Consider the following 22,440-nt stretch of genomic DNA (forward strand, 5'->3'; position numbering starts at 1 on the left):
TAATTGGTAAGTTGTAAGGGGTAATAGGTAATGGGAATAGTGAAATTAATAGCTAGTGCTTCATGTTAATGGCTAGTAATTTTCCTAATCGCCAATCACAAATACTAAATACCTAATGCTCCATCCGATTTTGGATTGCCGATTTGAGATTACAATTGCCATCAATCTAAAATCTAAAATCTAAAATCTAAAAGTGCCAGATTCCAAGTCGGATATTTAGTTAGGAGGAAATTATGGCAATAAAAATGCTTGAGATCGAGTTTACTGAACAGATAAATCCGATTAGGGGACTAGAAAAATATGAAGGCGTCCGCATCTTGGTTCGCTACCGAGGACGCCCGATCGGCTGGGGCTATGTTAATAACAATCCCTGGGAACAGACAATCTCGGCAGATCGAGTGCGACAAACAATTGTCGAGCAGATGGGCAAGACGTTGATTCAATTGAGTTTGGCAGAGCAGTTAGCCCCGATCGCAGAGTTCGATCGAGAATTGCCACCAATTAGCGTTGTCATCTGTACGCGCGATCGCACTGACTTACTCAAAGGCGCTCTGGAATCGCTGCTGGCCCTCGACTACCCCAATCGCGAAATTATCGTTGTAGACAACGCTCCCTCCAACAACAGAACTGCCGAATACGTCGCGGGATTACCTGTACGCTACGTCAAAGAGGAACGGCCAGGATTGGACTGGGCACGAAATCGCGGCATCGCGGAAGCCCGCCACGAAATTATTGCTTTTACCGACGACGACGCGCGACCCGATCGAGGTTGGCTGCGGTCAATTGCTGCTGGCTTTGCCGATCCCGAAGTCATGGCCGTCAGCGGTTTAGTCTCGGCTGCGGAACTGGAAACCATGCCCCAACAGCAATTTGAGCTGGTTTACGGCGGAATGCTGCAATATTTACACAAATTCAAAGTTGAAGGTAACAAACTTTCGGTGAAAGATTTGCTGTGGGCTTGCAATTACGGCGTTGGAGCAAATATGGCTTTCCGCCGCCAAATTTTTGAGGCTGTGGGCAACTTTGACGTGGCTCTTGATGTGGGGACGGCGACACGCGGCGCTGGCGATGTCGAGATGTTTCACCGGATTTTGGCGAAGGGATATACGACTTTTTACGATCCGAGCACTTTGGTGTGGCACTTGCACCGGCGCAGCGACAAAGCTTTGAGCCGACAGTTACAGGATAACGGGCGCAGTTTTGGGGCTTATTTGCTGACTTGCGATCGCAACCGTACCGTAGGGCGCGCCCAACTTGTGCACTTTGTCGTGTTTGAGTGGTTGGGTTGGTGGCTGCTGCGCCGCTTGCGGAATCCTGGCAAACTTCCCCGCAAATTCGTAGTCAGCGAATTGCTGGGGGCTTTGCAAAGTCCTTTTGCTTACCGAGAAGCTCAGTTGCAAGCGCGGCAGTTGGTGGCCCTTGCTGAAGAGGAATCGCAGGAAGTTGAACCGCAGGTAATAGCTGGGGGTGTCCAGTGAGAAATGCAGGACAACTGGTTTACAGGCGCCAAGTCGCTCATTTCTTTGATTTGCTGCGCGAGTTGGTCGATCGCGACATGAAACTACTCTACAAGCGATCGGCCCTGGGGATTGCTTGGACTTTGATCAATCCACTGTTGCAGTTGGCGGTTTTTTCTTTTGTGTTTCGATCGGTAATTCCAATCAACATTCCAAAATATTCTTCGTTTGCTTTCAGTGGTTTATTAATTTGGACTTGGACTCAAAGTGCCTTATTTCAAGCAACAGGACTAATCACCAGCAACCGCGCTTTAATTAGACAGCCAAATTTTCCGATCGCCATTTTGCCTGTAGTCACAACAGCAACAGGGCTAATTCACTTTTTACTGGCGCTCCCAGTCTTAATGATATTTCTGATAATTGACGGTTTGCAGCCGAATTCAGTGCTGTTTTTTTTGCCAGTGCTGCTGGTAATTCAGTTTTTTTTGACAGTCGGTTTGGCTTATCCCCTCGCTGCTTTGAACGTTACTTTCCGGGACACTCAGCACACTCTAGGCGTACTGTTGCAGATGCTTTTTTATCTGACTCCAATTTTCTACGACCTCAACAGCGTCCCGAAAGAATATCTGATATTTTATCAGTTGAATCCGATGGTGCCGTTGATTGAAGCTTACCGAGCTGTACTGCTCAGAGGCACGCAGCCTGATTGGATGGCATTATTAATTGTGAGTGTAGTAGTAGCTGCTCTTTTGCCGATCGGACTGGGAATTTTTAGACGGCAAAGCGATCGATTTGTGGAGGAATTGTAAATGCGTCAAGCAATTGTGATTAAAGGTTTAGGCAAGCGTTTCAACAGCTACAGTGCCGATCGACCTTTTACGATTATGGAGGCTGCTTTGTGGGGGTGGTGGCGGATGAAGCCACAAGCACATTTTTGGGCCTTGCGAGATGTGAGTTTTAGTGTTTCTCCTGGGGAAATGCTGGGAATTCTTGGCAAAAATGGAGCAGGAAAATCGACACTACTGCAACTGATTGGAGGTATCGGCCGTGCTGAGGAAGGAAGTATTAAAGTCAATGGCAAAATTGGCGGTTTGTTGGATTTGGGTGCAGGCTTTCACTCGGATTTAACAGGGCGAGAAAATGTGTTTGTGGGTGCGGTAGTAGCTGGTTTAACTCACCGGGAAGCGACGCGCCGCTTCTCTGATATTGTTGAATTTGCAGAATTAGAACAGTTTATTGACAGCCCCCTACGAACTTACAGTACGGGGATGCAAATGCGGCTGGCTTTTTCGGTAGCGGTACACACCGATCCGGAAGTGCTTTTAATTGATGAACATTTGTCGGTTGGTGATGTGGCTTTTCAAACTAAATGTTTGAACAAGATAGCCGAGTTTAAAACTAAAGGTTGTGCGATTGTTTTAATTTCTCACAATGCTGGACAAATTCAGAAATTGTGCGATCGAGCTTTGTGGCTGCGGGATGGTAAAATCCAGGCTTACGGAGAGCCGGAAGTTGTAGCCGGTCAGTATTTATCGGAAATGCGATCGGAAACAGAAAAGCGCACTCCCATGCGTCCTCCTGAAGTCACAAGTACAGGCTCGGAATTGCGTGTTAATGAAAACCGTTTCGGTTCTTTGGAAGTAGAAATTACGGATGTCAAAGTGTTGCCGGATGAGGAAATAGACAGCGGCGATACGATTACTATTGAAATTCATTACACGGTTCCCAAATCGATTGATGCTGCAATTTTTGGGGTGACAATCAGTCGGGAAGACGGTCAAAGTTGTTTTGAGACTAATACTAATCAAATGGGCCGGTTGATACCGCTGGCGAAAGGTAAAGGCAAAATCCGGCTGCACGTAGACAGGCTGGATTTAGGAAACGGGCAGTATTACGTGAATCCTGGGGTTTACGAGAAGAGTTGGGCCTACGCTTACGATTATCACTGGCACGTTTATCCGCTGTACGTGCGATCGACTGTACACCAAAAAACGATCCTTTGTCCGCCCTACCGCTGGGAGTTTGACGGCAAAATGGAGGTGCTGGATTTGCCAGAAACAACTGACAAAGTTCACGCTTTGAACAAAAATAATCCCAGCTACGCCAAGATTTCCACTCAGTTGAAAAATAAGCAGTCACCTGACTTTTTAATTCTGGGCGCTCAAAAGTGCAGCACCGAGGCTTTATACGGCTATCTAGAAAATCACTTGCAAAATATCAAAGAAGGTGCTAAGCAAGTACACTTTTTTGAATTGAATTTCGAGCGCGGTGTTGAGTGGTACAGCAAGCAGTTGACGCGGAGTGTTGCGGGTGACAAAGTGCTGCTGTGGGAGATGACTCCTTACTATATTTACCATCCGTTGGTGGCCGAGCGGGTTTACAAGTGTTTCCCGGATGTTAAGCTGATTGTGATGCTCCGCAACCCGGTACAAAGAGCGTGGATGCACTATCATTTAGAAGTGGCGATCGGCTGTGAAAAGCTGGATTTTGAAAAGGCGATCGCATCTGAACCAGACAGACTCAAAGGTGAGATCGAAAAATTCAAAGCCGATGAAGGCTATTACAGTTTCAACCACCAGCATTATTCCTACTTGTCGAGAGGAATTTATGTCGAACAAATCAAGAATTGGCTCGATTATTTTCCCAGGGAACAGTTGCTAATTATCAAAAGCGAAGATTTTCAAAAAAATCCGGGAGATGTGTTTTCAGAGGTGTTAGAATTCTTGGATGTTAAGGCGAGTGCTGTCAAAGAATATCAGGGTAATAGTGCCGAAGATTACAGTAATATGCCTCCGGAAATAGAACAAGAATTAACCAATTATTTTAAGCCTTACAATCAGGAGCTTTCTGATTTGTTGAAGGAAGATTTTAGTTGGAGTTAGGATGTTTGTGAAACCGCAGATGAACGCGGATTAACGCGGATTAATACGGTAAAACATAATTCCTGTAGGGGCGGGTTAACCAACCATATTTAATTTTTACCAACAATCTAGATAAACCCGCCCCCACTCCACGAAAAAAATTAGATCGCCAGTTTATTAATATAAAATCAACAATGCAACGAATATTTTTAGTAGGAGCTCCAAGAAGCGGTACTACAATTCTTCAGAGTTTATTAGCGGCTCATCCTGAAGTTATTTCTTTTCCTGAATCTAAGTTTTTTCACTATTTATTGTACGAGAAGTTTGCGGCAAAGTTGCCAAGCAGGATGGAAGCTTTTTTTAATGATGAGATTAATCGCCCTGAACTTTTGCAAGGTTTTGATGACAATCAAAGTGTGGAAGCTAAAGTTAGTTGGTTTGTCGGAGTTTTGGATGGTTTGGCTGCGGAACAGAACAAAAGCATTTGGTTGGAAAAAACGCCGGAACACATATATTTTATTGAGGATATAGACCGCTTTTTGCCAGATGTTAAGTTTATACATATTTTGCGAAATAGTATGGATTGCATCGCTTCTATGTATGAAGCCACTCGGGATTTTAACGAATTGTGGGGCGGTGGTTGGGATTTAGATCGCTGTATCGAGGGATGGAAATATGCAGTATTAACTAGCCATAACTATCTTGATAAATCTAATCATATCTTGGTTAGATATGAAGATCTTGTAGAAAACAAAAAGTTAGTTCTAGAGGATATTTGTAATTTTATTGGAATTGAGTATGATGCTGGAATGCTGATTAATTATAAGGAAAAAGCAGCTAAGCTGAGTTTGAATTTACCTTGGCATCAAGGAATTGCCAGGGATATTCAAAGCACTAAGGTTCACAAATATCATCGAGTTTTTAAAGATAGTGAAATTAAAAATATTCTAACTCATATCGAGTGGGTAAATTCGAGAATTGCCTACAAGGTTACGGTGGAGGTGAGCGAATTAATTTCGGATATTAAGGTTCCACAAATATTCAATCGCGTTTGCTGTACAATCAAGTTAGCAGGTGTTGAACTCGAAGTTAGGGATTTGGAGCTTAATACTATACCAATCCTTTGGCTGCTCCTTCGACAATACAATAGCATGGCTGGGCTCTTATTTCTACGCAAGTCCCTTATTGAATTGCCAGTCTGTGACGGGATTGTGACGGGTACGGTGTTGGCAGATGCGATCGCAGCCCAGTTTGCTTGGCCAATACTTTCACGCTTCTTTCAAGACAATCCAGAAACTCCCCAACTGGAATGGACGCTATTTTTACAAGAAATCTGGAATCGTCCTAATTGGGTTGAGGCTAATTTTTACAATCCCGAAACCGTCGATGAAGCAGTCACAATCACTCTCGATGGAGACTTGATTGCTGTGGAAGTTAGCGAAGAATTGACTAATATAAAAGTTGAGCTTGCTGAAATTGACGTGCTGGTGACAGTAGGCGGTGTGGCGATCGCTATTGTAACCGTTACCGTGGAAAATAACTTTGTTTCTGCTCAAAAAGTGCGATCGACAATTACTCGAAATATCGGTTTTGAGTTGTGCGTCGCCACCGTGCGAGAAGCTTTGTTGGGAAAACCGTTAGATAATAAGCAATCGTTGCGATCGCGCTTAACCTCTACTGCACAACAAAGGTCGAATCTGCCCGACTGGTTGAATGCAAAGGGTTCTAGGGGCATTTACCCCCAAGATGCGGTGATGTTCGGTAGGCGATGTGGTGCAACAGGAACCAGTATCAGCCGCCGCGCCGCACTCCCAGCCCAGGCGCTGCGGGAATTAACGAAATCAGCAGCAATCGCAGGGGAAGTGATAATCCAAATTCCCAGAGAAAACGAGTTACCAAAGCAAGTATTTTACGCACCAGAAATCATTTGGCAAAAATCGCCTTACCGAGAAGTTTCTCACTCAGTGAAAACTCAAATATTTGACAATGATAGCATTACAGAACAACTCTCGATTCTCGCCTACCGTCGCATTTCTCCCGATGGTTTAAATGCAATTACTCCGCAGGTTTTTGAACAACAGTTGCAGTATCTGAAAGAAAATGGTTATTACAGTGCAACTTGGGAAGATTGGCAAAATGCAAAACTAACTAAAACTCCTTTACCAGGTAAAGCTGTATTAATAACTTTTGACGGTGGCTATCTCGACTTTTTAACCTACGCTTTCCCTTTACTAAAACGCTTTGACTTTACAGCCACTGTTTTTCTAGTAGCCGAGTCAATAGGAAAGACAAATAGTTGGGAAAAAGCCGAATTTGAACAAGTACAGTTAATGGAATGGCCGGAAATTAGACAATTGCGGGATGCAGGGATTGAATTTGGTTCCATGTCTGCCACCTATCAGCCTCTGACTTCATTGTCCCCCACCGAAATTGTGCGCGAAGCGGCGAAATCCCGCGCAACTTTGGAACGGGGATTAGGGAAATCTGTGAGAGTTTTTGCCTATCCCTACGGGAATGTCGATGAAATTGTAGCGCATTTAATCGGAGCAAGTGGGTATAGTTTCGGTGTATCATATAGATGGAGTACGAGCAATTTTCACGATTCTTTAATGTCGCTACCCCGCCTTCAAGTAACAGCAGAAAATTTCTGGGAATTGGTTCGTAGATGTGTATATTTGTAGGGTGCGTCAGCCAGAGATTTTTAAGACAATCAAAAACATTTCAACTGACGCACCCTACAAGTGAAATTGCTGCAACAAGGTGCGTCAGCCAGATATTTTCAACTCAACAAAAATCTTTCAACTGACGTACCCTACAAGTGAAATTGCTGCAACAAGGTGTGTCAGCCAGATATTTTCAACTCAATCAAAAATCTTTCAACTGACGCACCCTACAAGGGAAATTGCTGCAACAAGGTGCGTCAGCCAGATATTTTCAACTCAATCAAAAATCTTTCAACTGACGCACCCTACAAGTGAAATTGCTGCATCAATCCCTGAAATTTACGTCGCAAATAACCGCCAAATCCTCTGGAAATCTTCTCAAACTTATAATCAAATAAAATATCCATCACATCTTTAGTTTTCATGTACTTCAAATAAGAAATCATTTTATCTGTCAATTCATCATTAACATCATCAATATACTTTCTCACCGCCAACCTTTCCGAAATATTCCATTTCCTATCAAACTTGCGATGCATTTGGGTCTCATAATCCGCAAAATCCGAGATTTCCCCCTCCAAATATTGTTCAATGTATTTCCCAGCGATTTCGGCACCATCCATCCCGTGTCTAATCCCTTCGCCTCCCAGAAAATTTACTGTCGAGACAGTATCGCCGATCGCAATTATGTTATCCTTCCAATAAATATCCTGCAAACCGCGACTGTATTTCAGCGTCGAACCGTGTTTGTCAATAATTTTATAACTTTTAGACTTCAGATATTCATCAATCAGCAAATCAATATACTGTTTAATCGGTGACAAATGCTTAACCGTTTTGGCATCTAAAAAAATGCGTCCCGCACCAACTTTCAGTCTATTTTGTTCCATAGGAAATATCCAAGAATAACCCTTCGGCATCCATTTATCACCCAAAAAGAAGATTAAATCATTGGCATATTTATTGTAAATTTCCGGTTCGACTTCAATTAAATATTCAATGCCGGTTCCCGACAAAAAATTAGGCTTATCATTTTCCTTGTCGTACATAATTGCCCGCGAAAAGCCAGTAGCATCAACCAAGACTTTCGTGCTAACTTTGATAAGTTGCCCGTCAGATAACTGTTTAAATTCTACTGTAGTTTCGCCGTTGGCTTGCGAATGTCCGGTGTAGCGACAACCCAGCCAAACTTCACCGCCAAATCGCTCAACTTCGTCGGCTAAAAATGCTCTAAATTTTGCAAAGTTGAGTACAACTCCCAAACTTTCGGGAGATTCCCAAGTTTGACTAACTTTGCTAGTTTCAATAGTCAGTTTGTGCCAAAAACTGCCGATAACTGATTCGGGTAAATCGAATTGAGAGAGGGTTTCTAAAGGTGTGGCGGCGCTGGAAAAGTCATTTTTATTAAAATTGTCGTTTTGTTCTGCAAGCAAGACATTGCGGCCGGATTTGGCTAGAATTCTTGCACAGTGGCCTCCTGCTGGGCCGGCTCCTACTATTACTATATCAAAATTTTTTAAAGTCATCTTGCTATTAATTCGCTTCTAATGTCAAAACACCCGCCGAAATATCAACTACCAAGCGCCGATTTTTCAGCCATTGCCGGCCGATTAAAATTTCCGGTACTCCGTCACCTACGTGAACAGGAATATCGAATTCTTGATTGTCAATTCTGATTTTTCCTGCATAAAGGTCGAAATTAAATTCTCCCTTAGCTGTTCGCATTTTTTGTCGTCTAATATAAATCCAATCAAGTCCCTCTAAATCCTGAATATCCATTGCTAGCCAGCCCGAGAAACCTGTATCTAGCAGAGCATCAACAGGTAATTCTAAGCCGTTATCAGCAATCAATTCAATTTCAAAAAATAGCTCATCCTCATTACCAAATGTGCCTTGAATCATATCGTGCCACAAACCCCTGTAGGGTTGATGCGGAACATGAACGGGATAGCATTTGGGTGTTTCTGGCGGCACATTTTGGTGGCCACCATATCATCCTTGTCGATAAAATAGTCCCCGCTGTCGGGTTCAACTGCCATATACCAGTTGTAGTGGGTTTTAATCAATTCTGGTTTTAGGCGATCGAATGTTGGTTTGCAGCGCTGATAAAATGCTTCTCTTTCAGCGCGCCACTGCGCTTTCTTTTCTTCTGACCACTGAATTTCGGGGAATAACCTTCCGCGCCGTACTGTACGATTAGGCTTCACGTTAGTCATTGTTGATTCTCCTTTTGTGCAGTAAAGCTGAAGTAAGGTGGGCAGTGCCCACCCTACAATTCTAGCTAATTAGACGCTAACTGGTGACTTTTGGCGGCTAAATGTTGCTAAAATGCGATCGCACATTTGCGACGGATTCAATCCCAAAGTTGCAAAGGATTGCTCAGGCGTAGCATGATCCACCAATGTATCAGGTACACCCAAGCGCATTAATGGAACCAGGATATTGTTATCCATCAAAGCTTCGGCTACTGCTGAACCAAAGCCACCCATTAAACAGCCTTCTTCCATCGTGACAACTTTGCCGATTCGCTGTGCCAAAGGTAAGATTAATTCGGTGTCTAAAGGCTTGACAAAACGCGCATTAATCACAGTTGCTTCAATGCCATGTTCGCTCAACATCTCGGCGGTTTGCATTGCCGGATACACCATTGAACCGTAACCTAAGATTAGCACGTCATCGCCGTTGCGAAGGATTTCCGCTTTGCCGATCGGCAATTCTTCCCAACCTTCTTCCATCAGAGGCACGCCGTAACCGTTACCACGCGGGTAACGCATCGCGATCGGGCCTGTCGTGTGGTTGATGCCAGTGACTACCATCCGCTGCAATTCTGCCTCGTCTTTTGGCGCCATAATTGTCATATTTGGCAGACAGCGCAAGAAGGAAATATCGTACATTCCCTGGTGCGTGGGGCCGTCGGCGCCGACAATCCCAGCGCGATCCAAACAGAAGAACACTGGCAAGTTTTGGATGCAGACATCGTGAACTATTTGGTCATATCCCCGCTGCAAAAAGGTCGAGTAAATTACTACAACCGGGCGCATTCCTTCGCAGGCTAAACCAGCCGACAATGTGACAGCGTGCTGTTCGGCAATACCGACATCAATGTACTGTTTCGGGAGTTTTTCCTGAAGTTTGTCTAGACAAGTTCCCGTTGCCATTGCCGCAGTAATCCCAACAATTTTTGGATTATTTTCTGCTAGCTTAACCAGGGCGTGAGCAAAGACTTTCGAGTAAGCTGGAGGCTTGGGCTTAGTCGAAGGAATGCCCTTGCCAGTCGCTAAATTAAATGGGTTTTGGGCGTGATATCCTACTTGGTCTTTTTCGGCGATCGCATATCCTTTGCCCTTCACCGTCACCACGTGAACTAACACAGGGCCTTGGATGGTGTGACCTTGTTTGAAAGTAGCAATTAACTCTTCCAAATTGTGTCCATCTACCGGGCCCATGTAGGTAAAGCCTAATTCTTCAATTACGGCTCCAACTTTGGACACGGCTAACCGTTTCATGCCTTCTTTAAGGCGTTCCATTTCTGGTGTAAATGTTTCGCCAACAAACGGAATTTGCTTGAATTGTTCCTCCAAGTTATCTTTGAGAAATTGCACCGGCTGCGAGAGTCGCATCTTGTTCAAATAGCGAGTAATTGCGCCGACATTGGGCGAGATTGACATCTCGTTGTCGTTAAGCACTACCATCACATTAGTTTTCGGCATATGGCCCGCGTGGTTGATCGCTTCTAGTGCCATGCCGCCTGTCAATGCGCCGTCGCCGATGACTGCTACAGTTTTAAAGTTTTCGCCCTTGAGGTCGCGCGCCATCGCCATCCCTAAGGCTGCGGAGATGCTCGTGGAAGCGTGACCGGCGCCGAAGTGGTCAAATTTGCTCTCGCAGCGCTTGAGATAGCCTGCAACGCCGTCTTTTTGGCGCAGGGTGTGAAAATTGTTGTAGCGACCGGTGATCAACTTGTGTGGATAAGCTTGGTGGCCGACATCCCAGGTAACTTTGTCGCGATCGAGGTCGAGTGTTTGGTAGAGTGCTAAGGTGAGTTCCACTACACCCAATCCTGGGCCAAGGTGTCCGCCGCTAGCGGCTACTGTTTCTAAATGCTTTTCTCGAATTTGTCGGGCAATTTGTTCGAGTTGATGAATCGACAGGCCGTGTAATTGGTTTGGATGAGTCAGTTCGCTGAGATGCATATTTTAAAATCCCGCTCCTAAGAATTAGGACGAATCCTTAACAGATAATAGTTTGAGCCTGCGGCGTTCGGTACGCGCAAACTTAGAATATTTTACCTGTTATTTGAGAAAAACTGTTAGGCGTAAGATTTTTATTATTTTTGACCTGGTAATTATAATAAGTAAGTCGCAAACAGTCAATATAAAAAATCCTTATCTTGTTAGTTGGTAACGGCTAATTATTAGCTGCACGGGGATTATTAGCAATTTAAAACTTGTTTTTGTAATGATGGCTGACTTTTTAACCATTGGGTTTCTGCAAGCGGACTGTGATGCAAAATCATTAACTGCGATTTTTTAAGGGATTCTAGGGCGTAGGTACAATCTTGCAAATCGCTAAACTCAACTTCAACAATTTCTGCATCGCATTCATCAACTACTGTTCCCACTTGACCGCGATATAAGCCCTGTTGTGGCAAGTCTTCTAGTAATGCCACGATCGCAAGCAATTCGATCATAAAATTCATTCTATTAATTTACTACTGGTCACAGTGATTGGCTGAAAGCCCATACGTATAAAATAAGTATCATCATATATACATTTATAGTCGCAAACAAGTTCTTCTCCCTCGTAGATGTCACGTGCTGCAACGTCTCGTCGCAAGCTCGAAAGAATATTAGGAGACTCTGAAAAATGATTGATGAAACGTTGATCGTCAAAGCAAAGAACGTATCTACAGAGGAGTTTGTCAAAATAGGCATATTTTAAAAATTGCTCTTTCGCTGAAGGAGACATCCGCTCAATATCCGCCTCTTCATAAGACGTATCGAAGTATGGAGAGTATTCCCAGGTAACGGTACCTTTTGGAATAAACTGCGCTGCGAAAAGACCAATACCGTGAATAGAACTGATGCCAAGTTTTGTTTGAACCAGTAGCATAACTACGCACTTAATTGAGTATTCATAGGAATCGAATATCTCAGATCCTCTTGAAATATTGTAGCCTATCGGTTGCTAAGTAAATTTGATTGAGGAGCCATCTGATCTCTTACACCATTCTTAATTACTTGTTTAGAAACAGGCAAGATGCCTGTTCCACAAGAAAATTTATCTTTTGTGGAACGGGCATCTTGCCCGTTCTTCACAATGGTGCAACATCTCAGATCGATCGCACTTCCGGCAATTTCTCGGCCCCAGTCGTATCAAAGACGATCGCGTGTTTAGTCGCAGGTAACAACCGCCGTAATATCTGAATATAGCCGTCAGCATCGCCGCGGCGGTGGAAGCGCGCCACAACCAATCGCTGCATATTTGGCAATTGCCGCACAATACAGCAGGGATGAGAGTTTAATTTGGGCTTTGATGTTGGTATCATAGGAAAATCGTGCCCCGCGTTTGCGGGGTTGGGTAGAAAAGCGATCGCCCTCAAGTTTTCGACGCTAGGTGGGCGATCGTTTTCAGTGTACATAGATATTATCCGGTATATATGCACCGAAGTCAAGCAAAAAAATGGGCTACGTGAGACTGCGGATTCGAGAACTAGCTGAGCAAAGAGGTTGGACGTTCAAAGAAGTTGCCGATCGATCCGGAGTCAATTACAACACGGTAAAAAGCTACGGGAGGCGCGATGCTTTGAACACAGTCGATTTGTCTGCTGTCTACAAAATTGCTCGCGCCTTAGACGTGACGATGGAAGATTTAGTCGAGATTTTGGAATAGTAAGGGCGCGCTAATGGGATACGTGAGGCTGCGGATTCGAGAACTAGCTGAGCAAAAGGGTTGGACGCTAAAGCAAGTTGCCGATCGATCGGGAGTGAATTACAACACTGTTAGAAGCTACGTTCAGCGCGATGCTTTGAACACGGCCGATATTTCTGCTGTCTACAAAATCGCCCGCGCTTTCGACGTGACAATGGAAGATTTAGTTGAGATTTTGGAAGATTGAGGGCTCAGAAATGGGGCGAGTCAGGCTGAAGATTCAAAAGTTGGCTCAAGAAAAGCGCCCGACACTGCAAGATGTGTCTCCTCGATCGGCACAAGGTTTGCTTAGAAAAATGTATCAAACTTTTACAAATAAACCGATCGCACTCATAAAGCCGCTATCTTCGTGACAAAAGCACTTCCTCAGCATGAGTCCGGTTCTCTAACTTTGGATTATTCGACTCTACACCGCCCCCAACACCCGAAAGATGAAGATTTGTAATGTTTTGTCAACATCTTTGGGTTGCTGAATTAAAATCTTCTCATAAAAAAGACGAGCTTCTAGCAGGCAAAATTATGAAAAAAAATTTAAAACTCAGCTTATGAGATGGAATTCGCTGCTCTGACAAGGTGCAATAACAATGTAACTAATGTAACTTTTGATGCAAGAACCACTAGCATTAACCTTGTTGAAGGTCACAGGCCAATTTCTCGCCGTGCCTTCTGAAAATCGCTTTCCTCGTCGATCGCATCAAATTTCAAGTGCAATTACTTTGTTTGCACGACGGGAACCGCAGGTATAGAGGAAAAATTTAAGTCCAAAGCTGACGCACCAGAACTTTGAGCGACGGTTTTTTGACCGGCAACGAGGACAGAAACACAGTCTTTTCCTCCATCAAACCTGGTTTTTGCGTCCAAGACTCAACTCGATTCGATCGAATGAATGCAGTCGCAGCCAACATTTAGTTAGATGTTGCGATACAGCAAGTTGCGCGCTTGTACAGGGAGCTAACGGCAGTGATGGATCTCGATTGTTTACCTTACGGCGCAGGCCACGCCCAGGAAGGGGTCTGTCTGCTAGTGCGAATGGGGCCGTACCGCATTTTACTCGACTGCGGTATAGAGGATGTCGCACCCCTGTCAGCGACACTAGATCGATCGCCCCCAGTCGATTTCGTAGTGTGCACCCACGCCCACTCCGATCATGCCAGAGGTTTGCTCGCACTCCACCAGGCTTTCCCCCTGTTGCCAATTTACGCCAGCGAAGTCACAGCGCGACTGCTACCGCTTAACTGGCCGGCCCAGTCTCAGCAGCCAGAGTCGCATTTCTGTGAGGCTCTACCCTGGCAGTCGCCGATCGAACTGCGCCGAGGACTGAGCGTGCAGTTGTTCCCGTCGGGCCATTTGCCCGGAGCGGCGACTGTACTCTTGACCTATGAAGCCCCCCACCGCACCTACACCCTGGTTTACACCGGCGACTTTTTTCTATCGAATTGTCGTTTGGTGGAAGGTTTGCCGCTGGGACAACTCCGGGGCATGAAGCCCGACGTGTTAATTTTGGAAGGTAGTTACGGCACAGCGCGCCACCCTCACCGCCGACAACTGGAAAATCAGTTAGCCGATCGCATCCACCGCGCGATCGCCGACGGATGCTCGGTACTGCTACCCGCACCCGCCCTCGGTTTGGGTCAAGAACTGCTGATGCTGCTCCGCAGCCACCACTACTTCACCGGGCGCGACTTGGATATTTGGGTAGACGGCACTGTCGCCGACGGGTGCGACGCTTATCTGGAACTGCTGCCCCATTTTCCCACCGCCGTTCAAAACTTTGCTCTCCACCAACCTTTGTTTTGGGACGAAAGGGTGAAACCTCGCGTGCGCCGGTTGTCTGCCGAACAGCGCTCCGAATTGGGGAAAACCCCGTGTATTGTAATTACTGACCAAATTTCCGATTTGGGTTTGTACGTTGCCGATCGCACAAATCCTTGGATTTTACTCGCACCTCAAAAACCCGGATATCCCGTCAGGGAATGGTTTGCCAACTGGCAGGAATCAGGAGTTCGGCTCATTGAAACTTATCTGCTAGCCGAACACTGCGACGGGCCGGGAACTACCCAGCTCATCCACAATTTGCGTCCGCAGCACGTAATTTTAGTGCACGGTTCCCCTGCATATTTGGCTGACTTGGCTAACTTGGACGAGCTGCGAAACCGCTACCAGTTGCACACTCCGGCGGTAGGGACTGTTGTCGAATTGCCGATCGGGGAAATGTTTTTGCAGCCCGCTATCCCCGAAACTAACTATGAGGGAGAACTCAGCGAATTGGGGACAGAGGTAGCAATTAGCTTGCCGAGTCCGATTACAGCCGATCCTCGGTGGGCAAATTTTGCCGATACAGGTTTAGTAGAAGCGCGCTGGCAAGGCGAAGAACTGGTACTGCGCGGCATCTCCCAGCGGGAACTGCTATTTCAAGGCAACGCCGTTCAGGCAAACCTCGAATGCTGTGGCAATTGCCAGCACTACCGCGGCCAGCGCTGTTGGAACCAGTCCAGTGCTTTGTTTGGCTTTAAAGTCACTCCCGACGGTTTCTGTCCGGTGTTTGAAGCGATACCGGAGTCTGAATTTTTCATAGATGAGGAATTAGATGCGGAATAAACCTATTGTTGTCATTGCGATCGACAGCTTAGCGCGCTTTCTGATGAGGCGATCGCAGTATTTGTTGTTCGTCGGTTCTGCGTCTGTGACTGCTCTGGTGGCTCAGAGGCGAAAACTGGCGATCGAACTCAAATTTCCATCCTAAATAGCTTATTTGGTGACAATCCAGCAGATTTTTCGGCAAAACCCGAGTTTTGCCCCATTCCTCGACAAAAAAGGGAGAAAAGTCGTTTTCTTTTCCCCCAACTATTTTTTGTGACTCAAGCTAAGGATCAAAACTATTCTAAATTCGAGTCCGGGTAGTGATTGCGAATTTGCTCGGCTTCGGGACAATCGTCAGTAACTAGGGGTTCGCAGTTAGTTCTCGACACCGAAGCCAACTTCTGGGACACAGCTCCAATACTTTCTAGACGCACCATTTCTTCCCAGGAGCTAATTTCGTCTTCTTCGTCGGTTTCGTAGCGCAGCGTGACTAGATCCCCTTCAATATCTAGGATACGAGCGCGCTCTATCCAACGTTGCTGATCTCGAAGAAAAATAGAAACCTCACGACCATCACAACAGAGTTGATAGATTTTGCGCTGTAGCATTTGTCAGTTCTCCTGCGCAGTGTAACTTGCTTAAAATATGGCCTGTTTACAGTAACGTACTTTGAGTTTTACATCGGAAGGCACAGCCCTATGGACTGGCCAGTTTGACGTTTTCCGAAACTTTGGCACCTATGGGGGTTACCATATTTCATTTTACCACTAAATCTATCTTGTACGCTATTTATCTAAGTGCAGATTTTCGGGCCGGCGGCATCCCTCGCAAGAGGCATTTACCAGAATAGATGCCAGAATCAGGACTTGATTCGGGCCAGCCACCCTCCAAGCGGACTGTGCTGCGAGTCGCTCTCAATTGCTCCTTATGTTTCCCAGAGACATTACTAGATAGCGGTTTAATTCACATTTGGCGATCGCACGGACATTGCGGAGGCTCTCATCGGGGACGATCGCTAAGGGCGATCACCACCATTCCTGTGCTAACAACGGTAAAATCTCAAATGTAATCATACCTTGACATCGAACCGACGCACTCGTATACGCCATCAGACTAGAAGTCAAACTCCCTCCCTTGTACCGTGGCGTTAGAAAACCTACAGGTATAGACTTAGGAATGAGAATTAAATAACTTACATTTTTTATTGTTCTTGTGGGATGGGCGTCCCGCCCGTCCAGAAAAGACGGGTTCTTCTGGCCCATCCCACTTTCAAGAGTGTAAATTATTTAATTCGCGATCCTTAGGAATATCGACGTTTCCCAGCTTTAATAACGGTAAAAAATACAACTGCCAGTTTCCCTAAAAAAGTCTAAAGTCAAGCTGGAGAAATTGCAGTATATCCCTCGCAACAAACAGTTAGGCAACCGACTATCAGGAATACAAGCCTCAAAAAATACCCCCAAATATTATCGAAGACTCGCCCAAAAACAAGAGAAAGTTGCTCAAAACTGACGAACTATAGGCAAAAAACTACAACAAAAATTAGCTTATAAATACAGTCCAAATCTGGGTATTTTTGAAGGCTATCGAGCTCATTGCCAGCGCCTTATTATTGGGAAATATGGACACTGCCCAATGAAACATTCTCTACATATACGATGACAGAGCGTTGCTAATTCTATTTGCAGGAAGTTCAGCAAATTACTTTCCTAGCGTTTGCTCTTCCTCCTTGTCCTTATCCTTGTCCTTCTGGGTAGATTCATCATCAGCTTGACCGACCCCTTCCTTAAAACTCCGCAGCGTTTTCCCCAAAGCATTTCCCAACTCAGGAATTTTCTTGGGGCCAAAAATTAGAATAGCGACTACCGCAACAATGCCCAATTCGGGCAATCCCAGACCAAACATACAAAATCTCCGCGCTTACCTACTTTGCTTTTTCCCTGCGAATTACCGCTAGTGCATTTATTTTAGCGGAGAGTTTCCGGAAATCTTACTCATTACTCGGGTTTTTATGGCAATTTATTGCCCTGTGCCACTGCGAATACCTAGACTAATGTCACAGGGCTTGCTATAAGAGGGCAGATTTTTTTGTAAAACTTACTCGATCGCACGTCGAACTGCTGATATCCTTAAAAGTATCTACCTTGTTTACTGCATCCTGCAACCGTAGAATGAAGTTTTATTAAGCGATCGCCCGATAAATAAGAATGTTAGAAACATCCAAGCCTTCCCTGCGCGACCAACAGCACTACCTTATCCGCGAATTAGCCGATCGGATAGAATCAGTATGGCGTCGGTACCTCGACCTCGAACCCTACCACCTCCCCGCTGAGTTGGGATACGTGGAAGGGCGGCTGGAAGGAGAAAAACTGATCATAGAAAATCGCTGCTATCAAACTCCCCAATTCCGCAAAATACACTTGGAACTGGCTAAAGTCGGGCCGCTGCTGGATATCCTCCACTGCGTGATGTTTCCCAGACCGAATTATGCTTTGCCGATGTTCGGCACAGACATCGTAGCAGGCAAAGGTCAAATTAGCGCCGCGATCGCAGACCTTTCTCCCCTCAATCCCGATCGAACTTTGTCGGAAACCTACCGCACTCGACTGCAAACTTTGCCCGTCAACCAGTTTTCTTGTCCCCGCCAAATTCCCGAATGGGGCGATATTTTCTCAGAGTTTTGCCTGTTTGTGCGCCCCGATTCACAGGAAGAAGAAAGCCGATTTCTAGACATAGTTGAATCCTACGTCGAAATTCACTGCAAACTCGCAGTCGCTTCGGAACCAGTTTCTGTAGCCGAAGAAGCAAAAATTCTCGACGCTCAAATTTACTACTGCACCCAGCAGCAGCAAAACGACAAAACCAGGCGCGTACTCGAAAAAGCTTTCGGTCAAGATTGGGCAGAACATTACATGACCGAGGTGCTGTTTGATTACCCTAAATAGCTAAAATCTGTTTACAATTGTTCCTACCTGGTTGGCAACTCCCCGCTCTCTCAAAGACGGAGATGCTCTAAAATTTCAGGATGTTCCGCTTCCTCACTCAGTCATTCATTAATTCAGCAACGCCGCAATTTATTACGGCGAAGTTGTGTTGATGAATTAGCATTCTGCGTCTGGTAAAACAACTTTGTTAACCTTAATTCGAGTTTGGCGATCGATATTTAGGGAGGTTTGGCAAAAGAACAGCCCTGCACTATTTTACTCGTCACCCACGACAACCGTATTTTAGACATAGCCGATCGCATTATTCCAATATAGCGCGAAAGATTGTAAGTGAGATATTCAACAATTCATTAACAATCCCCTCAATCGCCCAATCTAAAATCTCAAGCTATACCTCATGTACCTGAGAAATGCTATAGAAGACGGTCACCTCGCACAAGACACACAAACACCCGCTGCAACTGACCTTCTTTCAGCACAATTATTGTGATTTTGCTCAACTTATTTCCGAGATCCGGGACGTTTTGCTCCTACCTTCGCAGGGCTTTTTGTTCCACCTTTAGCTGCACTTTTAGAACTACTTTTAGCATTTTTTTGACCCTTGGCTCCTGCCAACTGGCTCTCATTTTCATTAGCCGGTCTGCCGGCAGGCGTTCTCGTAGTCCTAAAGGTAACATTCACCCCTTCATTCGACTGTTCCAACACCAACATCGGCGTCGGCTTCGCTTTTTGATCCCATTCAATGTGAACGATGCGACCTTGAATAGTCGGCTGCCAACTATCATGGTCATCTGAAGGACTCAGATAAGTTTCCAAACAATCAATAATTTGATTAATTGTCGCCGATGTTGCCTGAGTCGGCAGTTTCATCAGCTTAATTTGAATCCGAAACAGCACTCGCCTTTCTATTTTTACGGCTGGATCGCCAGTTTCGTATTCGATATCAAACATCGAATCTACTTGCCTGCCGCTGCCAGCAGTCCCGTTTTTATCTCCTACTGCACTCTGAGTCGGGCGCAGGGCAATACTAATTTTGTCTTTGACTTTTACTTTAATCTGGTTGACAATGGCAAAGTGAAAGACTTCTTCCGCCATCCGCATTCTCAGGTAGTCTAAATTAAAGTCTCGCGAGTGAATGAGGTCGGGGTTTTTTTCCATCTTTGATATGGTTTCCAGAGCCATTTTGTATTTTTTCTGGAGTTCTCTATTTCTAAACTCTTCAAATTTGAGCTTCTTACTCAAATCATCTAGTCTTAGCTTGGTAAATACCGCTAAACCGAGCAGCAATAATAACAGTAATCCCGACGCTCCCATCAAGATTTGGTCGGGGGACGGAGATCCTGGTTTAGCCTGTTTAGGTTTGGGAGAGGCTACTGCCAACCTTGGTTCTACAAGGATGATTTGGGTTGACATGGGCTTTTAAAGGGTAAATTTTGACGCTATATTTATACAGGATTCCAGAGTAGAGCTGGCAGTGTAACTCGATCGACCAACATTGACATCATTCCACCACCATCTTGCTATAACTGGATTTCTACAACTCGAACAGGCACCCTCTAATTAATACTTTATCTTTAACTGCAAGCAGGTTTCCGAAATATCGGAAAATCCCGCGCTGGCACCGGCAAAAAGAAATGGTGAATTGTCTGTGATAGATTATACCAATATAGGTCAAAAAAAAATTGTTCCGCAGCCTCCGTTTCTAGAAAAAGAAAAATAAGTACACATAAATCAATACTAACTCTCTCCAGCGATCGCCAAAAACACTTCTGGAGAACAACCGATCGAGAAGCGGACTCTCCTATCGGGTGCTAATTACTACTGTTCGATCGCTCCCGCCCTGCCAGCCCACCGGGAGGCTGGCTGTGAGAATAGAGCTATCGCGCGATCGAACAACGTGTCCTTAGCTAAGATTACAGCTAATACCACAAATATTCGATCGTGACCTACGAACCCCTGCATCACAAGTATCGCCCTCAGACATTTGCCGAATTAGTCGGTCAAGAGGCGATCGCCCAAACTCTCACCAGCGCCATCCTGCAACAGCGCATAGCACCAGCATATCTATTCACCGGCCCCAGAGGCACCGGTAAAACCTCTAGTGCCAGAATTTTTGCCAAATCCCTCAACTGTATTTCTACCGGCGCCCCTACCCCGACACCCTGCGGCAAATGCAACGTTTGTCAAGAAATTGCCCGAGGTTCCACACTAGATGTCATCGAAATCGACGCCGCCAGTAACACCGGAGTAGACAACATTCGGGACTTGATCGAACGAGCCCAATTTGCCCCCGTACAATGCCGCTATAAAGTATATGTAATCGACGAAGTTCATATGCTCAGTACCCAGGCATTTAATGCCCTATTAAAAACCTTAGAAGAACCGCCAGATCGCGTCGTATTCGTCCTCGCCACCACCGACCCCCAAAGAGTATTACCAACCATCATTTCTCGGTGCCAAAAATTCGACTTCCGCCGGATTCCCCTCGACTCAATGACCTCTCATTTACACAAGATTGCCCAATTAGAAAATATCAATATTGCCAGCGATGCCGTACAAATGGTTGCTCAACTCGCCCAAGGAGGACTGCGAGATGCAGAAAGTTTGCTCGACCAACTCAGCTTATTTCCCGGTCAAATAACCATCGAAAAAGTTTGGGATTTAGTCGGCGCAGTTCCAGAAAATGACTTGATGGAACTACTACAGGCGATCGCAAACGATAACGCTACAGCATTAATAGACATGACCCGGCACCTCATGGATCGCGGACGGGAACCACTAATCGTGCTGCAAAGCCTCGCCAGCTTTTACCGAGATTTGCTCATAGCCAAAGCAGCACCACAACGGTCAAATTTAGTAGCTTTAACCGCCGCAACTTGGGAAAAACTCTGCGATTTTGCCCGCAATTGGGACGCCGAGTTAATTCTGGCAAGTCAGAAACACTTGCAAACCCACGAAGTACAAATTAAAAACACCACTCAGCCGCGATTGTGGCTGGAAGTAACGCTGTTGGGATTGTTGCCTTCAGCCATTAGAACTCAGCCACAACCAGCAGCCCAACCAGGTAGAAATATTGCTCAATCCCAAATTCACCCCCCCGAACCCCCCCAAGCTTTGGGGGGGAGTTCCACAGCTAATATCGAACAGCCTCCCGCAGCCAAACCTCAAAATCCGCCACCGACTTCGCAACCTATTGTCGATCGCACACAAAGCACACCTCCTGCCCCGATTCCCGAAGCGATACCAACTGCTGAAACGAGTCAAACCAATTATTCACCAACTAATTTAGGTAGCGAAATTGATTTAGATAAAGTGTGGCAACAGGTACTCGATCGCGTGCGGCCCCACGGGACTCAATCGCTACTCCGGCAACACGGACAGCTAGTAATGTTTAGCAATGATACGGCTTATGTTAAGATTAGTTCGCAGCCGTTGCTGAATATGGTTAAAGACAAAGTACCTAATATTGAAGAAGCTTTTTTGCAAGTGTTTAACAGTCGAGTAGCAGTAAAAGTAGTTTTAACAAATCCCGCTGCAACTAATAGTTCCCGCACCCAAGATTTGCCAAATTATAACGAACGTGTTGCCGAAACTCCTCGGAATTCTCCTGCTGCGATCGATGAGAATCAACAGGTGGAGCACCCGGGTAATTCTGAGATGGCAGGTAATTTTTTGGGGGACGGAGGAGAAGAGCAAAAACACTCTTGGGCGAACGAAAATACTGCTGCTAATGTGCCAAATGTTTCTGAACCGTTGCGGCAGATCAACACTTCTACAGACTCTCAGAATGAGTTAAATGCTCAGGCTGTAGCGGTACGGGCTGATGCTCAAGCTGTCGCGAATACGAGCAAGCAATGGGCTGATATGTTTGACGGGCAAGTAGTCGATTTGTCGGATGATTTAGAGATTTGGGAATCGGAAACTTTTAGATTGGAATCTGAACCGGATTTTCCTGAGTTATCTTCTGAGTTGGGTGAGGATGATTTTATCGATTGGTGAATTT

The 22,440-nt window shown here is 45.5% G+C and carries 23 protein-coding genes and 1 pseudogene; 13 read left to right on the plus strand and 11 right to left on the minus strand.

Going from position 1 to position 22,440, the window contains the following annotated elements; translation table 11 throughout:
* The first annotated feature begins 233 nt into the window (after positions 1–233).
* The 4 genes from JGK22_RS09085 to JGK22_RS09100 all read left to right on the plus strand — a co-directional run bounded on the left by JGK22_RS09085 (position 234) and on the right by JGK22_RS09100 (position 6,999).
* On the plus strand, positions 234–1,478 hold the full coding sequence (locus JGK22_RS09085) for a glycosyltransferase (RefSeq protein ID WP_293180944.1): 1,245 nt from the start codon (positions 234–236) through the stop codon (positions 1,476–1,478).
* Complete coding sequence (locus tag JGK22_RS09090; RefSeq protein WP_293180947.1) at positions 1,475–2,266, plus strand: ABC transporter permease; 792 nt, start codon at positions 1,475–1,477, stop codon at positions 2,264–2,266. Before JGK22_RS09085 ends, JGK22_RS09090 begins: the two co-directional genes overlap by 4 nt.
* Entirely contained in the window at positions 2,267–4,339 is a 2,073-nt protein-coding gene (locus JGK22_RS09095; protein WP_293180950.1) for a Wzt carbohydrate-binding domain-containing protein, read from the plus strand.
* Positions 4,340–4,512: 173 nt separating this feature from the next.
* Positions 4,513–6,999 carry a sulfotransferase gene (locus tag JGK22_RS09100; protein ID WP_293196825.1) on the plus strand — a complete coding sequence of 829 codons (2,487 nt, stop codon included), beginning with the start codon at positions 4,513–4,515 and terminating at the stop codon, positions 6,997–6,999.
* Positions 7,000–7,286: 287 nt separating this feature from the next.
* On the opposite strand, the gene JGK22_RS09105 is transcribed toward JGK22_RS09100, so the two are convergent.
* The 7 genes from JGK22_RS09105 to JGK22_RS09135 form a co-directional block, all read right to left on the minus strand.
* Positions 7,287–8,507: an NAD(P)/FAD-dependent oxidoreductase gene (locus JGK22_RS09105; protein WP_293206451.1), complete on the minus strand. Its 1,221-nt coding sequence runs from the start codon at positions 8,505–8,507 to the stop codon at positions 7,287–7,289.
* Positions 8,508–8,514: 7 nt separating this feature from the next.
* The gene (locus JGK22_RS09110) at positions 8,515–8,883 is read right to left on the minus strand and encodes an aspartyl protease (RefSeq protein ID WP_293191059.1); all 369 of its coding nucleotides are present in this window, start codon (positions 8,881–8,883) and stop codon (positions 8,515–8,517) included.
* Entirely contained in the window at positions 8,880–9,197 is a 318-nt protein-coding gene (locus JGK22_RS09115; RefSeq protein WP_293191057.1) for a hypothetical protein, read from the minus strand. The genes JGK22_RS09110 and JGK22_RS09115 overlap by 4 nt, the downstream gene beginning before the upstream one ends.
* Before the next feature lie 69 nt (positions 9,198–9,266).
* Positions 9,267–11,174, minus strand: coding sequence for a 1-deoxy-D-xylulose-5-phosphate synthase (dxs, locus tag JGK22_RS09120; RefSeq protein ID WP_293206449.1), 1,908 nt, complete (start codon positions 11,172–11,174; stop codon positions 9,267–9,269).
* Positions 11,175–11,413: 239 nt separating this feature from the next.
* A complete protein-coding gene (locus JGK22_RS09125; RefSeq protein ID WP_293206447.1) occupies positions 11,414–11,680 on the minus strand; it encodes a DUF4926 domain-containing protein in 267 nt (88 codons plus the stop codon).
* The gene (locus JGK22_RS09130) at positions 11,677–12,093 is read right to left on the minus strand and encodes an SET domain-containing protein-lysine N-methyltransferase (RefSeq protein WP_293206445.1); all 417 of its coding nucleotides are present in this window, start codon (positions 12,091–12,093) and stop codon (positions 11,677–11,679) included. Before JGK22_RS09130 ends, JGK22_RS09125 begins: the two co-directional genes overlap by 4 nt.
* Positions 12,094–12,313: 220 nt before the next feature.
* Positions 12,314–12,622, minus strand: a complete 309-nt coding sequence (locus JGK22_RS09135) for a hypothetical protein (RefSeq protein ID WP_363319155.1) — start codon at positions 12,620–12,622, stop codon at positions 12,314–12,316.
* A 41-nt stretch (positions 12,623–12,663) separates the two neighbouring features.
* On the opposite strand from JGK22_RS09135, the gene JGK22_RS09140 reads away from it, so the two are divergent.
* From JGK22_RS09140 to JGK22_RS09160, 5 genes are all read left to right on the plus strand, one after another.
* Positions 12,664–12,873 carry a helix-turn-helix transcriptional regulator gene (locus tag JGK22_RS09140; protein ID WP_293180977.1) on the plus strand — a complete coding sequence of 70 codons (210 nt, stop codon included), beginning with the start codon at positions 12,664–12,666 and terminating at the stop codon, positions 12,871–12,873.
* A 13-nt stretch (positions 12,874–12,886) separates the two neighbouring features.
* A complete protein-coding gene (locus JGK22_RS09145) occupies positions 12,887–13,099 on the plus strand; it encodes a helix-turn-helix transcriptional regulator (RefSeq protein ID WP_293180980.1) in 213 nt (70 codons plus the stop codon).
* A 10-nt stretch (positions 13,100–13,109) separates the two neighbouring features.
* Positions 13,110–13,265 (plus strand): hypothetical protein, encoded by a 156-nt coding sequence (locus JGK22_RS09150; RefSeq protein WP_293180983.1) that lies wholly within the window; start codon positions 13,110–13,112, stop codon positions 13,263–13,265.
* A gap of 610 nt (positions 13,266–13,875) precedes the next feature.
* A complete protein-coding gene (locus JGK22_RS09155; protein ID WP_293191049.1) occupies positions 13,876–15,510 on the plus strand; it encodes an MBL fold metallo-hydrolase in 1,635 nt (544 codons plus the stop codon).
* Positions 15,500–15,655, plus strand: coding sequence for a hypothetical protein (locus JGK22_RS09160; RefSeq protein ID WP_293180989.1), 156 nt, complete (start codon positions 15,500–15,502; stop codon positions 15,653–15,655). The genes JGK22_RS09155 and JGK22_RS09160 overlap by 11 nt, the downstream gene beginning before the upstream one ends.
* A gap of 133 nt (positions 15,656–15,788) precedes the next feature.
* On the opposite strand, the gene JGK22_RS09165 is transcribed toward JGK22_RS09160, so the two are convergent.
* Positions 15,789–16,100, minus strand: a complete 312-nt coding sequence (locus tag JGK22_RS09165; protein ID WP_265236321.1) for a DUF6679 family protein — start codon at positions 16,098–16,100, stop codon at positions 15,789–15,791.
* 242 nt (positions 16,101–16,342) lie between these two features.
* On the opposite strand from JGK22_RS09165, the gene JGK22_RS09170 reads away from it, so the two are divergent.
* Entirely contained in the window at positions 16,343–16,561 is a 219-nt protein-coding gene (locus JGK22_RS09170; protein WP_293212086.1) for a hypothetical protein, read from the plus strand.
* 632 nt (positions 16,562–17,193) lie between these two features.
* Here JGK22_RS09170 and tatA read toward each other — a convergent pair.
* Positions 17,194–17,397, minus strand: coding sequence for a twin-arginine translocase TatA/TatE family subunit (gene tatA, locus JGK22_RS09175; protein ID WP_293155728.1), 204 nt, complete (start codon positions 17,395–17,397; stop codon positions 17,194–17,196).
* 302 nt (positions 17,398–17,699) lie between these two features.
* On the opposite strand from tatA, the gene JGK22_RS09180 reads away from it, so the two are divergent.
* Together JGK22_RS09180 and JGK22_RS09185 are read left to right on the plus strand one after the other, a co-directional pair.
* Positions 17,700–18,437 (plus strand): phycocyanobilin:ferredoxin oxidoreductase, encoded by a 738-nt coding sequence (locus tag JGK22_RS09180; protein WP_293155731.1) that lies wholly within the window; start codon positions 17,700–17,702, stop codon positions 18,435–18,437.
* Between the two features lie 210 nt (positions 18,438–18,647).
* Positions 18,648–18,752: pseudogene (locus JGK22_RS09185) on the plus strand (ABC transporter ATP-binding protein); the annotation flags it as partial.
* 186 nt (positions 18,753–18,938) lie between these two features.
* Here the strand turns inward: JGK22_RS09185 and JGK22_RS09190 are convergent.
* Together JGK22_RS09190 and JGK22_RS09195 are read right to left on the minus strand one after the other, a co-directional pair.
* Positions 18,939–19,850, minus strand: a complete 912-nt coding sequence (locus JGK22_RS09190; RefSeq protein ID WP_293181003.1) for a hypothetical protein — start codon at positions 19,848–19,850, stop codon at positions 18,939–18,941.
* Between the two features lie 405 nt (positions 19,851–20,255).
* Positions 20,256–20,399: a hypothetical protein gene (locus tag JGK22_RS09195; protein WP_293181006.1), complete on the minus strand. Its 144-nt coding sequence runs from the start codon at positions 20,397–20,399 to the stop codon at positions 20,256–20,258.
* Here JGK22_RS09195 and JGK22_RS09200 point away from each other — a divergent pair.
* On the plus strand, positions 20,379–22,436 hold the full coding sequence (locus JGK22_RS09200) for a DNA polymerase III subunit gamma/tau (RefSeq protein ID WP_293206443.1): 2,058 nt from the start codon (positions 20,379–20,381) through the stop codon (positions 22,434–22,436). The two genes, JGK22_RS09195 and JGK22_RS09200, sit on opposite strands and share 21 nt — an antisense overlap.
* Positions 22,437–22,440 lie beyond the last annotated feature (4 nt).

It is taken from the genome of Microcoleus sp. PH2017_08_TRC_O_A (assembly GCF_020738665.1).
In the GTDB taxonomy this organism is placed as follows: Bacteria; Cyanobacteriota; Cyanobacteriia; order Cyanobacteriales; family Microcoleaceae; genus Microcoleus.